The sequence below is a fragment of the Sporolituus thermophilus DSM 23256 genome, assembly GCF_900102435.1.
Classification (GTDB): Bacteria; Bacillota; Negativicutes; order Sporomusales; family Thermosinaceae; genus Thermosinus; species Thermosinus thermophilus.
Genome location: NZ_FNBU01000002.1, coordinates 15,156 through 30,443, shown reverse-complemented (window position 1 = coordinate 30,443; position 15,288 = coordinate 15,156). Strand labels below are relative to the sequence as shown.

At 47.7% G+C, this 15,288-nt stretch carries 18 protein-coding genes and 1 other annotated feature; all 18 genes read left to right on the top strand.

Annotation, left to right across the window (positions count from 1 at the left end; all coding sequences use genetic code 11):
- The first annotated feature begins 11 nt into the window (after positions 1–11).
- The 18 genes from BLQ99_RS01410 to rpsO all read left to right on the top strand — a co-directional run bounded on the left by BLQ99_RS01410 (position 12) and on the right by rpsO (position 15,216).
- Positions 12–464 carry a DivIVA domain-containing protein gene (locus BLQ99_RS01410; RefSeq protein ID WP_093687415.1) on the top strand — a complete coding sequence of 151 codons (453 nt, stop codon included), beginning with the start codon at positions 12–14 and terminating at the stop codon, positions 462–464.
- A 2-nt stretch (positions 465–466) separates the two neighbouring features.
- Positions 467–769 carry a DUF167 domain-containing protein gene (locus BLQ99_RS01405; RefSeq protein ID WP_093687413.1) on the top strand — a complete coding sequence of 101 codons (303 nt, stop codon included), beginning with the start codon at positions 467–469 and terminating at the stop codon, positions 767–769.
- A gap of 66 nt (positions 770–835) precedes the next feature.
- Positions 836–1,056 (top strand) — a binding site (T-box leader).
- 36 nt (positions 1,057–1,092) lie between these two features.
- Positions 1,093–3,885 carry an isoleucine--tRNA ligase gene (ileS, locus tag BLQ99_RS01400; RefSeq protein ID WP_093687411.1) on the top strand — a complete coding sequence of 931 codons (2,793 nt, stop codon included), beginning with the start codon at positions 1,093–1,095 and terminating at the stop codon, positions 3,883–3,885.
- 76 nt (positions 3,886–3,961) lie between these two features.
- Positions 3,962–4,261, top strand: a complete 300-nt coding sequence (locus BLQ99_RS01395) for a DUF5665 domain-containing protein (protein ID WP_093687409.1) — start codon at positions 3,962–3,964, stop codon at positions 4,259–4,261.
- A 45-nt stretch (positions 4,262–4,306) separates the two neighbouring features.
- Positions 4,307–4,834 carry a nitroreductase family protein gene (locus BLQ99_RS01390; RefSeq protein ID WP_093687407.1) on the top strand — a complete coding sequence of 176 codons (528 nt, stop codon included), beginning with the start codon at positions 4,307–4,309 and terminating at the stop codon, positions 4,832–4,834.
- A gap of 12 nt (positions 4,835–4,846) precedes the next feature.
- A complete protein-coding gene (locus BLQ99_RS01385) occupies positions 4,847–5,530 on the top strand; it encodes a TraR/DksA C4-type zinc finger protein (RefSeq protein ID WP_093687405.1) in 684 nt (227 codons plus the stop codon).
- 147 nt (positions 5,531–5,677) lie between these two features.
- A complete protein-coding gene (locus tag BLQ99_RS01380) occupies positions 5,678–6,355 on the top strand; it encodes a TVP38/TMEM64 family protein (RefSeq protein ID WP_093687403.1) in 678 nt (225 codons plus the stop codon).
- Positions 6,356–6,485: 130 nt separating this feature from the next.
- A complete protein-coding gene (locus BLQ99_RS01375; RefSeq protein WP_093687401.1) occupies positions 6,486–6,653 on the top strand; it encodes a DUF362 domain-containing protein in 168 nt (55 codons plus the stop codon).
- 270 nt (positions 6,654–6,923) lie between these two features.
- Entirely contained in the window at positions 6,924–7,382 is a 459-nt protein-coding gene (locus BLQ99_RS01370; protein ID WP_093687399.1) for a ribosome maturation factor RimP, read from the top strand.
- Positions 7,383–7,414: 32 nt separating this feature from the next.
- On the top strand, positions 7,415–8,458 hold the full coding sequence (gene nusA, locus BLQ99_RS01365; protein WP_093687397.1) for a transcription termination factor NusA: 1,044 nt from the start codon (positions 7,415–7,417) through the stop codon (positions 8,456–8,458).
- A gap of 18 nt (positions 8,459–8,476) precedes the next feature.
- Positions 8,477–8,746, top strand: a complete 270-nt coding sequence (gene rnpM, locus BLQ99_RS01360; protein WP_093687395.1) for an RNase P modulator RnpM — start codon at positions 8,477–8,479, stop codon at positions 8,744–8,746.
- Complete coding sequence (locus tag BLQ99_RS01355) at positions 8,739–9,044, top strand: L7Ae/L30e/S12e/Gadd45 family ribosomal protein (protein ID WP_093687393.1); 306 nt, start codon at positions 8,739–8,741, stop codon at positions 9,042–9,044. The genes rnpM and BLQ99_RS01355 overlap by 8 nt, the downstream gene beginning before the upstream one ends.
- Positions 9,045–9,078: 34 nt before the next feature.
- On the top strand, positions 9,079–11,616 hold the full coding sequence (infB, locus tag BLQ99_RS01350) for a translation initiation factor IF-2 (protein WP_093687391.1): 2,538 nt from the start codon (positions 9,079–9,081) through the stop codon (positions 11,614–11,616).
- Between the two features lie 23 nt (positions 11,617–11,639).
- On the top strand, positions 11,640–11,993 hold the full coding sequence (rbfA, locus tag BLQ99_RS01345) for a 30S ribosome-binding factor RbfA (protein WP_093687389.1): 354 nt from the start codon (positions 11,640–11,642) through the stop codon (positions 11,991–11,993).
- Positions 11,994–11,995: 2 nt separating this feature from the next.
- The gene (locus tag BLQ99_RS01340) at positions 11,996–12,937 is read left to right on the top strand and encodes a DHH family phosphoesterase (RefSeq protein ID WP_093687387.1); all 942 of its coding nucleotides are present in this window, start codon (positions 11,996–11,998) and stop codon (positions 12,935–12,937) included.
- Positions 12,938–12,941: 4 nt separating this feature from the next.
- Positions 12,942–13,820, top strand: a complete 879-nt coding sequence (gene truB / locus BLQ99_RS01335) for a tRNA pseudouridine(55) synthase TruB (RefSeq protein WP_093687385.1) — start codon at positions 12,942–12,944, stop codon at positions 13,818–13,820.
- 36 nt (positions 13,821–13,856) lie between these two features.
- Complete coding sequence (locus BLQ99_RS01330; protein WP_093687383.1) at positions 13,857–14,792, top strand: bifunctional riboflavin kinase/FAD synthetase; 936 nt, start codon at positions 13,857–13,859, stop codon at positions 14,790–14,792.
- Between the two features lie 157 nt (positions 14,793–14,949).
- A complete protein-coding gene (rpsO, locus tag BLQ99_RS01325) occupies positions 14,950–15,216 on the top strand; it encodes a 30S ribosomal protein S15 (RefSeq protein ID WP_007289924.1) in 267 nt (88 codons plus the stop codon).
- The last annotated feature ends 72 nt before the right edge of the window (positions 15,217–15,288 follow it).

Below are 15,288 nucleotides of genomic sequence, written 5' to 3'. Positions count from 1 at the left end.
GAGGTGTCAACATGCTAACTCCCTTGGACATACATAACAAGGAGTTCAAACGGTGTTTTCGCGGCTACAACGAAGAAGAAGTTGACGAGTTTCTTGACCGTGTCATAAAAGATTACGAAAAACTGTACCGCGAGAATATTGAGCTCAAGGAGACGCTGGAACGGGTTAACAGCAAACTAGAGCATTATCAGCACATGGAAAACACCCTGCACAATACTCTGGTAATTGCCCAGGAGACGGCGGAAGAAGTCAAGCTCAATGCCAAGAAGGAAACAGAGCTGATGAAAAAGGAAGCCGAGATTAGGGCGCAAAAACTGGTAGAAGAGGCGATGGCCAAAGTGCGGCGGTTAAACAGTGAGTACGAGGAACTGAAAAAACAGATTCACGTTTACCGGACGCGGATGACTAGTTTGCTGCAGGCGCAATTAGAACTATTAAAATCGAGCGAAGAGGATGAAGGATAGGATTGGACTGGCGCGGTTTAGACTTTAAAGTTGCGCCGGACGGCATATCGTTCAAAATAAGGGTACAGCCGCGCGCCGGCCGTAATGCCGTGATAGGCCTTGCCGGCGATAGTTTGAAAGTTTGCGTTGCTTCGCCGCCGGTGGAAGGGGAAGCCAATCAAGCCTGTATTGCTTTTTTCGCCTCATTGTTTGACGTTGCCAAGACCAGGATTGCTTTAGTTAGCGGACAGAAGAGCCGCAGTAAGGTCATCAAGATTATGGGCATTGACCCAGAGCAGTTTACGACGATACTAGACAAGCTGTAGGCGGCCAAATTTGCATAATTTGACTCTTTGGCGAGTTGTTTGTATAATATTGCTATCAACAATACCGTTACGGCAATGACGGAGAGAGTAACTTTAAGACCGTTCCCAGCGAGCCGGGGATGGTGTGAGCCCGGTGAACGCTCTTTTGGTGAAAATCACTCCTGAGCTGCGGACCGAACCATTCTGTAGGCTCCGCCGTGTGACGAGCGTTATTTCGTCAGTGAGCGGCTGCCCAACCGGGCAGTAATTAGGGTGGTACCACGGGAATTCAACCTCTCGTCCCTTGCGGGATGGGAGGTTTAACTTTTTCGGAGGTGTTATTGTTGGACTACAGTAAAACACTGAATTTGCCGCAAACGGACTTTCCCATGCGCGCGAATTTGCCAGAACGGGAACCACAGTTTTTGGAATACTGGACAAAAAACAGGATTTATGAAAAAAAAATCAGTAAAGCTAAAGGGAAACCTAAGTTTGTGCTCCATGACGGGCCACCTTATGCGAACGGGAACATCCATATCGGCACGGCTCTCAACAAGATTCTCAAAGACATAATTGTTAAGTATAAGTCGCTGCGGGGCTATGATGCTCCCTATGTTCCGGGATGGGACACGCATGGGTTGCCTATTGAGCACGCGGCGATTAAAATATTAGGTCTTAACCGTCATGAACTTAACCCGTTGGACTTGCGCCGGCAATGCAAAGAATATGCTCTCAAATGTCTGGATATGCAACGGGAAGATTTTAAACGCCTTGGTGTCAGTGGCGACTGGGATAATCCTTATATTACGCTTACTCCCGAATATGAGGCCAAACAGATTGAAGTTTTTGGCGAAATGGCTAAAAAAGGGTATATCTATAAAGGATTAAAATCGGTATATTGGTGTACGTCCTGTGAGACGGCACTGGCCGAAGCAGAAATTGAATATGCTGAGAAAAAATCCCATGCCATTTACGTCAAATTTCCGCTCGTCGACGATAAAGGATGCTTGCCGGTCGGAATTAAGCCTGAAGGCGTCTATGCCGTCATTTGGACGACCACGCCCTGGACAATTCCGGCAAACGTGGCTATTGCCGTAAACCCTGAATTCGAATATGCATGGGTACAAGTAAATAATGAGATTTACCTTCTTGCGTCAGAGCTCATCGACGCGGTGATGAAGGCTAACGGTCTTAGTGACTATACGGTATTGGCGACCGTAAAAGGTGAAGCACTGGAAGGCATGGTATTTGGCCATCCGTTTTTTGACCGCGAATCGGTTGTTGTGCTCGGTGATCACGTCACGCTTGAACAAGGTACGGGCTGTGTTCACACTGCTCCTGGTCATGGTCAGGAAGACTTTGAGATTGGCATGAAATACAATTTACCGGTTATTAACCCTGTTGACCATAGCGGCCGCTTTACGGCCGAAGGCGGCAAGTTTGCGGGAATGCTGGTTCATGATGCCAACGTACCTATCATAAAAGAACTCGCAGAGCGTAATATGCTCTTGGGAAAAGGAACAATCCGCCACCAGTATGCCCATTGCTGGCGCTGCAAAAATCCAATTATTTATCGGGCGACCGAGCAGTGGTTTGCTTCGGTTGAGGGTTTCCGACAAATGGCGCTTGAAGCAATAAAAGGAGTAGAGTGGGTCCCGTCTTGGGGTGAAGAACGCATCCATAATATGGTCGCTGACCGTCAGGACTGGTGCATCTCCCGACAGCGCGTATGGGGTGTTCCTATCCCGATCTTTTACTGCAACCAGTGCAATGAACATATTGTTAATGACACTACTATCAGCGCTGTTGCCGAATTGTTCCGCAGGGAGGGCTCTGACGCATGGTGGGCTAAATCGGCGGCAGAAATTCTGCCGCAAGGCTTTGTCTGTCCACACTGTGGGCATGGTACTTTCCGCAAGGAAACGGATATTATGGATGTTTGGTTTGACAGTGGTTCCAGTCATGCCGCAGTCTTAGAGGAGCGGCCAGAACTCCAGTGGCCGGCTGATATGTATCTGGAAGGCAGCGACCAACACCGCGGCTGGTTCCAGTCCTCACTGCTCACAGCCGTGGCCAGTCGGGGCCGCGCTCCTTACAAGACGGTTCTGACGCATGGCTTTGTCGTTGATGGCGAAGGCCGAAAAATGTCCAAGTCTATCGGTAACGTCATTTATCCCCAGGAGGTCATCAAACAGTACGGTGCCGATATTCTGCGTCTTTGGGTTGCTTCTGCCGATTATAAGGCCGACATCCGAATTTCCAATGATATTTTAAAACAGATGGCGGAGGTCTACCGTAAAATCCGCAATACTTTCCGTTATCTTATCGGCAACTTAGCAGATTTTGACCCCGATAGGGACCGGGTAGGGTATGATCAGCTGACAGAACTTGATCGCTGGGCATTGCTGCGGTTGGAGAGAGTACGGGAACGAGTTACCAAAGCTTATGATGAATATGAATTTCACCTGTTGTATCACACCGTTCATAATTTTTGTGCGGTCGATTTAAGCGCCATTTATCTTGACATTCTCAAAGACCGCCTGTACACAGCCGTTCCCCATGCGGTTGAGCGGCGAGCTGCCCAAACGGCGATGTACGAAATTTTGCAGACGCTGGTTGTGATGTTAGCGCCTATCCTAACGTTTACCGCGGAGGAAGTATGGCAATACATGCCTAAACGGGCAGGAATGGCGGAAAGCGTTCACTTGGCAGAATGGCCCGCTGCTCGGCCGGACTATCTTGACGTCGGGCTTGAGGCCAAATGGGATAGAATTCTTGAGATCAGAGGCGAAATTACCAAGGCATTGGAGAATGCTCGCCGGAGCAAGGTTATCGGCCATTCCCTTGATGCGGCGGTAGATATTTACGCTGGCGGTAAAGAGTTGGCAAGCCTTAAAGAAGTCGCCGATTTGGCAGCTGTCTTGATTGTTTCTCGCGTAAATCTGATTGCGGGCGTGGAAAACGCGCCACCTGAAGCATTCCGCTCGGCTGATATGGAACTTGCTATCGTGGTTACTCCCGCGCAGGGTGACAAATGCGAACGTTGCTGGATTTACAGTGAAACCGTGGGGCAAGATGCCGAACACGCGACCTTATGTCAGCGTTGCGCCGATGTTATGCGGCAGCTCGCAAAATAAAGCAGTCTATACCGGGCTTGGCCCGGTTTTTTTTTGTCGTCGGGGGGATACTAGTTTTTGTGGAGGACGACGGTCGATGCAAAGAAAAACAAATGATGCGGAATTCATGCAAGTGCAACTGGAGAAACTGGTACGCCACCTTGAAGCGCTCAGGATCGCTGATTACATTGAATTACTCCAGAAACCGACAAGACTGATTTTCCTCAATTTTGTGGCCGGCATTGCCCGTGGCTTGGGAATTGCTATCGGTGCAACAATTATTTTTGCTATGATGCTTGAACTGTTACGGCGGTTGATTTTGCTCAATATTCCTGGAATTGGCAGTTTTGTCGCGGAAGTCGTCCGTATAGTCGAAATGAAAAATGGTAAATTTTAATTAAAATGTCGTATACAGCAAAAGATTAGCGAGGAGGTAACCATTGTGACCAAAGATGTTTTTGACTGTATGCGCGATAGCCATAGTGTACGCAGTTTTAAACCCGACCCCATTCCGGAACCTACCCTTACCCGGGTTTTTGAAGCGGCTTGCTGGGCACCCAGTGCCGGCAATCTCCAACCATGGTATTTTTTTGCTGTAAAAAATAGCAAGGTAAAGCAACAATTAGCGCAAGCCTGTTTTGAACAGCAGTATGTGGCCGAAGCACCGGTAGTAGTTGTTGTCTTGGCCGATCCTGCCCGTTCAAGCGAACGCTATGGCGAACGGGGAGCACAGCTCTACTGCTTGCAAGATACAGCTGCTGCGGCGCAAAATATATTGTTAGCCGCTAACGCCCTCGGGTTGGGTGCTTGTTGGGTAGGGGCTTTCGATGAAGTGAAAGTGCAGCAGATTGTGGAAGCGCCGCCAAGACTGAGAGCAGTAGCCATTATTTGTTTGGGCTATAGCAATGAGCAGACGCCTGTCATAAAAGAACGATTAAGGGTGGCAGAAGTAGTTAAGATTATTGACTAGGGAGGGGCTAGCTTGGATCAGGAGGCTCTAAAACCCTTGGTGCAATGGCTGAAAAAGGAAAAAGCGCGTTTGCTCAGCCAGCTTTCCCGGTTGGAAGAGAGCGGAATCGGCGATACCATGTCCGATTCTATCGGTGAATTATCGGTTTATGATAATCACCCGGCCGATATCGGTGACGAATTATTCGAGCGCAGTAAAGATTTAGCGCTCCGTGACAATGCCCATCTCCTCTTAGGGCAGGTCGAACATGCCTTAGAGAAGGTTGCGGCAGGAAATTACGGCATATGCGATAACTGCGGGCGCGAAATTGGCATTGAGCGGCTTCAAGCTATTCCTTATGCAACAAGGTGCATTGTTTGCGAAAAAAAATACGGGGATAAAGATACCGCTTCTCCCCGACCATTGGAAGAGGATGTGTTACAGCCTCCTTTTCATCGTACTTTCCTGGATACGGCTAAGTATGATTTTGTTGGATTTGATGGCGAAGATGCTCTTCAGGCTGTCCTGCGGTACGGCAGTTCTGATTCGCCGCAAGATATCCCCGGGTCTTACGATTATAAAGCTCTATTCCCCAACAGCAATGAGCATCAGGGTATTGTAGAACGGACGGATGCCATACCGCATGAATTTTATCATACCAAACCTATTGCCCCCCAAGGGCAGCACGAGCAGGATGACCCAGCCGAGCAGCGCTGACACGCTCGGCTTTTTTATTGTTTTGCCAGGCAGGATTTTTGCAAATTTACGTATAATGTATCAGTGGTCATTTATGGATATGTTTAGCAGGCAAAGGATTAATGTAGTAGGGAGGTGGTTGACATCGCTGATTCGGGATCCATAAAGATGGCTTTAATTAAATTTGGCGTACTAGGATCAGCTGTTGTCGCCTACTACTATATGCCTGGGTTGCAAGAGTTCATTGATGCCGGAATATTCTACCTGCGCTGTCGGGATTTTGATGGTCTGCGACAGTTTATCCTTTCTTATGGCATGTGGGCGCCGCTTACGACAATTGCGTTGATGACAATCCAGTCCATGCTGCCGCTAGTTCCCGGGCTGGCGATTACGATTACTAACGCCTGGATTTTCGGGTGGCAATATGGCGCTTTATATTCTTGGATTGGCGCTTTGCTAGGCGCCACTTTGGACTTCGGCATTGCCCGCTGGTATGGGCGTCCGGTGGTGGAGCGGTTTGTTAAACCCCAATATCTTGACCTTATGGATACTTTTTTCAAAAAGCATGGTGTACTTGCGGTTTTTATTACCCGTCTGACACCGGTTGTTCCGTTTAAAGTTGTTAGTTACGGCACAGGACTTACGGCAATATCGCTGTGGCATTTTATTGTTGCCACCGGTATCGGTCAGATCCCTGCTATTGTGCTTTATTCAATTCTCGGACAGAATTTGACACGAAGTATTCGCGCAACAGTTGCCGTTACTTCTCTTCTCATTGTGATAGGGGTGGTCATTTATTACTATCGTGAGCAAATTGAAAGATATTTTTTTACAGACAAAGAATAGCAGTATTTAGGGCATAAGAATATGACAAAGCTGTAATATTAATATTAGCTGTTCAAAGTGATTTTCGTCACTGCAGTTACCCGCGTATATGTTATAATTAGATTAGCAATATATGGGAGGTGAAAAGGCAATGTATAAAATTAGCAGTGAATGTATTAAATGCGGTGCTTGTGCATCTGTTTGTCCGGTTGGCGCCATCTCGGAAGGCGAAACGCAATACGTTATTGATGAAAAATGTATTGATTGTGGTTCTTGCGCAGCAGTTTGTCCGGTAGGAGCTATCAGCCCCGGTGAGTAAAATAAAAATGTCCAGGAAACAGTATCCTGGGCATTTTTATTTTATGGGTATGGCGTTAATATAAAAATTGTAGGGATTATGGTTGTATGTTGTAAAATGTAACCGCCCGTGGTATAATAAATCTGGTATGTTAAATTCTGTCTAAAGAGTGGGTGTACTGCCCACTCTTTCATCTTACTCCGCAAACTCAGCCCTGCCAAATAAAGGGTATAAAGGCTTGCACTGTTAGGCAACACTAACAGTAATGACAATTACGGAGGTAATATTTCAATGTCCAGGCAACAGGTGGAAAAACTGGTGGAGCGGCTTGTTCAAGATATTATCACTGACACAAATATGGAATTAGTCGATGTGGAATATGTGAAGGAGAAAGACTGGTATTTGCGCGTCTTTCTGGACAAACCCGGCGGTATCGAGGTTGAGGACTGCCAATGGGTTAGTGAACAGTTAGAAGCTAAACTGGACGAGTTGGATCCTATTAAAGAAAGTTATTACCTGGAAGTTTCGTCGCCCGGCCTCGACCGACCGTTGAAAAAAGACCGTGACTTTATCCGGCATATTGGTGAAAAAGTGGAGGTTCATACCTTTGCCCCGTTTAACGGCAGTAAACTGATCATCGGGACTTTAACGGGAATATCCGAAACAGACATTCACTTGGACGTAAACGGTACGGCTGTTAGTGTGCCGCGGGACAAAACAGCTCAGGTAAGATTGTACCTCGAATTTTAGTCCAGGTGGAAAATTGAATAGGGGGAGTTATGGTGAATGCGGAATTTATGCAAGCTTTTGAACAGCTAGGGAAGGAAAAAGGAATTGCGCCCGAAATTTTGTTTGACGCTATTGAGGCAGCCCTTATTTCGGCTTATAAACGGAACTTCGGTTCGGCACAGAACGTGCGGGTTTCTCTTGACCGTACAACAGGCGAAATTCATGTTTATGCCCGTAAGACAGTGGTAGAAGTTGTCAAAGACCCCAGGCTTGAGATGTCGCTGGAAGAGGCGAGGGCCATTGATGTACGGTATGAGCTGGATGATGTTGTGGAAATTGAGGTAACACCCAAAGATTTCGGACGAATAGCCGCCCAGACGGCTAAGCAGGTGGTCGTACAGCGGATTCGGGAAGCGGAGCGCGGCATTATTTACGAGGAATTTTCTAACCGGGAAAGCGATATCGTGACAGGCATTGTCCAGCGTATTGAACAGAAAAACGTTTATATTGATTTGGGCAAGGCCGAGGCTATTTTGACGCCTTCGGAGCAAATCCCCGGGGAAGTGTATAAGCACGGGGATCGGTTAAAAACATACATAATAGAAGTAAAGAAAACGACAAAAGGGCCGCAGATCTTGGTTTCCCGCACCCATCCCGGGCTGTTGAAGCGGTTGTTTGAACTGGAAGTACCGGAAATTCACGATGGTGTTGTTGAACTTAAGTCAGTAGCCCGCGAACCGGGTATGCGTTCTAAAATCGCTGTTCATTCCCGGGATGAAAACGTGGATGCGGTTGGTGCGTGTGTTGGTCATAAGGGCATGAGGGTTCAGACTATTGTTAACGAGCTGAGGGGCGAAAAAATTGATATTGTAAAATGGAACAGCGATCCGGCTAAATTTATTGCCAACGCCCTAAGCCCGGCTAAAGTTATTTCGGTGGAAGTAAATGAAACAGAAAAAGTTTCTAAGGTAGTAGTCCCGGATTATCAATTATCCTTGGCAATCGGCAAAGAAGGTCAAAATGCCCGGCTGGCCGCTAAATTAACAGGCTGGAAAATTGATATTAAGAGTGAGTCGCAAGTCCAGTCGACCACGTGATAGTGGAGGAAACAAAAAATGAAACAAAAAAAAGTTCCACAACGCGTTTGTGTTGGCTGCCAAGAGATGAAAAACAAAAAGGAACTAATCAGGGTGGTTCGCACGCCAACCGGGGAGGTTCTCATTGATACTACCGGGAAAAAGGCAGGTCGGGGCGCCTATCTTTGCAATAATGAGCAATGCTTTACCAAGGCTTTTAAAGAAAAACGGCTGGAACGGGCATTGAAACACTCAATCGAACCGCTTATTTACGAAGAATTACGAGCACGCTTTAATAGCCATGAATGAACAAAAGATTATTTCACTATTAGGTTTAGCGCAAAGAGCCAAAAAGGTTATATCCGGAGAATTTGCTGTGGAAAAGGCAGTCCGGTCCCGTCAGGTTAAGCTACTGCTGGTGGCGGAAGATGCGTCATACGGAACTCAAAAAAAGTACCGGGACATGGCAACCTATTATCAGGTGCCGCTTTCGGTTAAATTGTCAAAGGAAAAACTTGGTTTCGCACTTGGCAAAAGTGCGCGCGCTGCCGTGGCTGTGACTGATGATGGCTTCAGCAAGGCTCTGCTTGAGTTATTGTCGGACTAATATTCCGGGAGAGAAAGAAAATGGGGGTGGATCAATGTCCAAATACAGGATATATGAACTTGCCAAGGAATATAACACAACTAGCAAGGTCATCATAGATATTTTAGCTCGCAATAATATTACGGCAAAAAATCATATGAGCAGCGTCGACGACGCTGCTAAGGCTGTTATCGACCGGACATTTGCACGTAAGGCCGGCGTAGCGCCGGCAGCGGAAAAAAATAATGGTTCCAAACCGGCCGATGGCGAAAGGATATCTCAGATAGACGCGGGAGAAGCACCGGGGCGGAATGGTTTGACAAGACAGTCCCGCTCGGGCATTGAAAAACGGCATAGTAGTGAACCGCATCGTTCCCAAGTTGGTGAAGCCGACCAGCGTACCCCGGAAGCAAGGAGCGGGCAGTCTAGTTCCAAGCAGCAAACCAAGCCTGCTGGTCATACCGGGCAGCAGTCGCGCCCGAAACAGCAAAATCAACAAAACCAGTCAAATCAGCAAAATCGTCAAACTCAGTATAACCAGCACAATCAGCAGCGTAATCAGCAGCATAGCCCCCAACGTTCGAAGCAGATGCCGCAGCAGAATTTGCGGGGACAACAGTCACCTCAACCACAGCGCCCGCAGCAAACACCCGGTCAGCGGCCAACCGGTTCGCATCAGGATAGTGGCACGCGGTATAACGAGGGGGCACGGCGACCAGTTCAGGCCAACAATAATAAAAAGCGGGGCGCCAACGGCCCCAAACAACAGCAGGGTAAAGACCAACATGCCGCAGGGAGTACCAACACTAAGCCGTCAGCACCGGTATCTACCGTGAAAGCCGAACCGCCGAAACCGAAGATAATTAAGCTCGGAGAGCCGCTGACTGTTAAAGAACTGGCCGGCAAGTTAGGCCGTGAGGTCAGCGAAGTTATTAAAAAACTAATGATGCTTGGCGTCATGGCTACTATCAACCAAGAAGTTGATTTAGATACGGCTACGATTTTGGCGGAAGAGTTTGGCGTAAAAGTTGAGGAACTACCGCCAGAAGAAGATCCTACGGAAATTCCCGAAATTGAAGACGACCCCGATAGCCTGTTGCCGCGGCCGCCGGTAGTTACGATTATGGGGCATGTCGATCATGGTAAAACATCACTTCTGGATGCAATACGTCAGACCCATGTGACGGCCACTGAAGCCGGGGGAATTACGCAACATATTGGCGCTTATCAGGTCAACTATCAAGGGAAAAAAATTGTCTTTTTAGATACGCCAGGCCATGAGGCGTTCACGGCCATGCGGGCCCGCGGCGCGCAGGTGACCGATATTGCCATCCTTGTTGTGGCCGCTGACGATGGGGTAATGCCGCAGACGATTGAAGCGATTAATCATGCCAAAGCCGCTAAGGTGCCAATAATTGTAGCGATTAACAAAATAGACCGCCCGGGAGCTAACCCTGACCGCGTCAAACAGCAATTGGCCGAACACGGGCTTATCGCCGAAGATTGGGGCGGCGATACGATCATGGTACCTGTCTCGGCGTTGAAAAAGACGGGTCTTGCCGACCTGCTGGAAATGATTTTGCTGGTTGCCGAAATGCAGGAACTTAAGGCTAATCCTAACCGTCCTGCTTACGGTACTATTATCGAAGCACAACTGGACAAAGGCAGGGGGCCGGTGGCTACCGTTCTCGTTCAAAAAGGCACGCTTCGCGTCGGCGATATTATCATTGCCGGAACGGCTTATGGTAAGGTGCGGGCAATGGTGAACGATCGGGGCGACAAGGTCAAGAAAGCCGAGCCTGCTACTCCGGTTGAAGTGCTTGGTCTGTCCGATGTTCCCCAAGCCGGGGATATATTGGTAGCCGTCGATGATGAAAAGAAAGCGCGGAGCGTTGCGGAAAAGCGTCTTGCCAAAAAGCGCTCCGAAGAACTTCAGCAAGCGCAGAAAGTTTCCCTTGACGATTTGTTCAAACAAATTCAAGAAGGCAATATTAAAGATCTCAATATTGTCATAAAGGCTGATGTGCAGGGATCAGTTGAGGCTTTGCGCCAGGCGTTGGTCAATCTGAAGAACAAAGAGGTACGTGTTAATATTGTTCACGGCGGTGTTGGCGCCATTAATGAATCAGATGTTATGCTTGCTTCGGCATCAAATGCCCTGATTATTGGTTTTAATGTTCGTCCTGATGCCAACGCGCGAAAAGCGGCTGAAACCGAGAAGGTAGATATTCGCACCTATCGCGTTATTTACGATGCTATCAATGACGTCGAAGCTGCCATGACAGGTATGCTTGCCCCGGAATACAAGGAAGTTCTCCAGGGCCGGGTAGAGGTGCGGCAAGTCATTTCCATTCCGAAAGGCCTTGTTGCCGGTTCTTATGTATTGGAGGGGAAAATTACCAATTCCTCGCAAGTACGCGTTATTCGGAACGGAATTGTCGTACATGAAGGAAAGGTTGAGTCGCTGCGTCGTTTTAAGGATGATGTTAAGGAAGTAGCCGCCGGTTTTGAGTGTGGTATTACTATCGAAAGGTATCGCGATATTAAGGTTGGCGATATTATTGAAGCCTTTACCATGGAAGTGGTTAAATAGTCTGCCCCTGGGAGTGGTTAAACATGGGACAGTTGCGCGTCGAAAAGATGCAGGAATTTATAAAACAGGAAGTCAGTAAAATCATTCTGACAGAACTTAAAGACCCACGCATTGGTTTCGTTACGGTTACCGGTGTCGAGGTATCCGGCGATTTACGCTATGCTAAAATTTTTCTCAGCCTCATGGGTTCCGATGAAGAAAAAGCGGAAACATGGGCCGGACTCCACAGAGCCTTGGGATACATTAGAACAGAGATTGGCAGACATCTTGGCATTCGGCACGTTCCCGAATTATCCTTGCACTTGGATGAATCGCTGCAGTACAGTGCGCGGATACAAGAATTGTTAAACAAAATCAAACAAGAAGAGAGTCAGTGAATATGGAAATCTCGCTCTACGATGCTGCTGTCAAAATAAGCCAGGCTGGGCGTCTGGTGCTGACGGCCCATATTCATCCCGATGGCGATTGCTTGGGTTCAATGTTGGCGCTTTATTCCTGTTTGCGTCGGACAGGTAAAGAAGTTACTATGCTGCTCGATGATGCTGTGCCAGCAATGTACCAATTTTTACCTGGATATGATGAAATACGTCGGCCGGTAACGTTTTATGACGGCGTTGAACTGTTAGTTGTCCTCGATGCTAGCGATGAAGAACGGATTGGGCGAGTCAAAGAAGTTGTAAAGGCGCCAATTTTAAATATTGATCATCATATTTCCAATACGAAGTTTGCTGATTACTGGTATGTGGACAGTCAGGCGGCGGCAACAGGAGAAATCGTTTTTGAACTGCTCAAAATGCTAAATTTACCGGTTGACGCCGTCGTGGCTTGCTGTCTTTTTACGGCTATTGCTACCGATTGTGGATTTTTCCGTTATGCAAATACAACGGCAACGACGCTGCGTTATGCTGCTGAGCTTGTAGAAAAAGGCGCTCAACCCCATATTATTTCTGAGAACCTGGAGACAAAGCCGCTAGATAGTATTGTTGCCCTTACGAAAGCGTTGGACACCCTAGAACTACATCATGACGGGCGAATTGCCGCGATAACCGTTGATACTTATGCTGACGGGGCGGAAAATACTGAGGGTTTTATCAACTACCCCCGCAACATTGAAGGCGTAGAGCTTGCTGTAATGTTTAAAGTTATTGATGAGGAGACAGTACGCGTTAGCTTCCGTTCCCGCAAGACCGATGTAAGCAAACTGGCCTTGTTATTTGGCGGAGGCGGTCACGCTCGTGCGGCTGGTTGCACGATACGGGGTTCTTTAACAGTTGTTAAAGACAAGGTTTTTCAAGCAGCCATCCGCGCCTTACAGGAGTGAGAATATGGCCGAAGGCATTCTCAATATTTTGAAACCGCCTGGAATGACTTCGCATGATGCTGTTGCTTTCGTTCGTCGTCTTTACGGTGTAAAACGCGTGGGCCACGCCGGTACGCTTGACCCAGCCGCGGCAGGTGTACTTCCTGTATTTGTCGGTGCCGCGACGCGACTCATAGAGTATACCGCTGACGCTGACAAAAGTTACCGGGTAGAAATGACTGTCGGCCGTGAAACCGATACGGGCGATGATACGGGGAATATTATCCGTACTGCTCCATGTGTCTTGCCGCCTAATAGCGATCTTGATGCTCTCTTGCAAGAATTTACAGGCGAAATTGAGCAAGTTCCGCCCATGTACTCGGCAATCAAAATCGGGGGCAAAAAACTTTATGATTTGGCGCGCCAAGGCATTACTGTCGAGCGTCAACCGCGCCGGATCAAAATTAACAAAATTCAGCTTATTACTGTCCAGGAATCAAGAATATATTTCGATGTAGACTGCTCCAAAGGCACCTATATCCGGACGCTCTGCACTGATATAGGCCGTCGTCTCGGCTGTCCGGCGGTGATGTCCTTTTTGGTCCGTACCCGGGTTGGCAATTTTCAACTAACTGAGGCCTTAACGCTCGAAGAAATTACTGAGAAAAAAGAACGGGCCTTACAGGCGCCCGATTCGGCCGTTGCTTATCTTCCGCCTGTTTTTCTGACGGCGGCGCAAGCCAAAGCTGTTGTCCAAGGCCAGGCAGTCCGGATAGATTGCTGTAATCAGGGAATGATGCGATTATATAATGACCAGAAGCAGTTTATCGGCATAGGCGAAAAAAAAGGACCTGGGGCGCCGCTGCGACCTGTTAAAATCGTGTGCACTAATTCCGGTGACTAACTTAGTCATATTAGGGTTAAACACGGGGAGATTACTATGAAAATTGTTACCCAAATCGGCGACTTGGGTCGAGTTTACTCAAAAACGGCTATTGCGCTTGGCACGTTTGACGGAATCCATATTGGCCATCAGCGGATCATTCGCAGCGCCGTGGAATTGGCCAGAGTCGCAGGCGGCAGCAGTGTGGTATTTACTTTCAGCAACCATCCGTTATCAATTGTAGCTCCTGAGCGGTGTCCACCCTTCTTACTAACGCAGGAAGACAAGGCTCGGTTGATTGAAGAACTAGGTGTTGATCTTCTTGTTAGTATTCCATTTACAGCTACGTTTTTAAAATTATCGCCCTATGAGTTCGTAAACTTATTAGTGAAGCATTTATCTCCTGTTCACATAGTCGTAGGACCGAATTATACTTTTGGCTATAAAAGCGCCGGTACTCCGGAAACACTCAAAGAAATTGGTGCTAAGGCAGGTTTTTCCGTTCAAATTGAACAAGCCGTGTGCATAGATGATAAACTTGTTAGCAGTACTTACATTCGTAGCCTTATTGCCGCCGGAAAAGTGGCTGAAGCCAGGAAGTTTCTTGGCCGTCCACCGCTTCTTTCGGGAGAAGTGGTGCATGGAGAAGCCCGCGGACGTATTCTAGGCTACCCCACAGCAAATATTAAAACGGCCGAAGGCATGTTGCTGCCCGCCGACGGGGTTTATGCCGTACGACTTTTGGTTGGGGATATATATTATGATGGCGTGGCCAACGTAGGGCGCAACCCAACTTTTAACGGCCAACATCGGCGTGTAGAGGTATTTCTTTTTGGTTTTGAAGGAAGCTTATATGGCAAAACCGTAACGGTTACATTTTGGGAACGTTTACGCGGTGAAATGGTTTTTGCCAACGCCGACGAATTAAAACGCCAGATCAGCCAGGATATTCAAATGGCACGCACCTACCATCAAGCCTTTCCTGGTGTTTAGCCTTTACAGGGATCTCACTTTATGGTAAAATTTTATTAACTTATGTATGCGAGAGCTTATCTCTTTGGTGTACATAGGAGTAGAACCTTAGCGAGGATAGTCGAAGCTCCGACGATTGTCTTGGCTATGGGGATAGCGAAATAAAGGAGGTGACTATATGTTGACGCCGGAACAAAAACAGCAGATTATTCAGAAGTACCGTCTTCACGAAGCCGATACAGGCTCACCTGAGGTGCAGATTGCTATTCTCACCGAGCGAATTAACTACCTGACCGAGCATCTCAAAGAGCACAAAAAAGACCATCATTCGCGCCGTGGCCTTCTAAAGATGGTTGGTCAACGTAGAGGCTTGCTGAATTATCTGCGGGACAACGACATTGAGCGTTATCGTTCCATCATTGAAAAACTCAACCTCAGAAAATAAACAAAAGCGGGTTTTTCCCGCTTTTTTGCTTATTTTTTAAGTTTAGCGGCTTATAAAAGAGGGAATAATAAA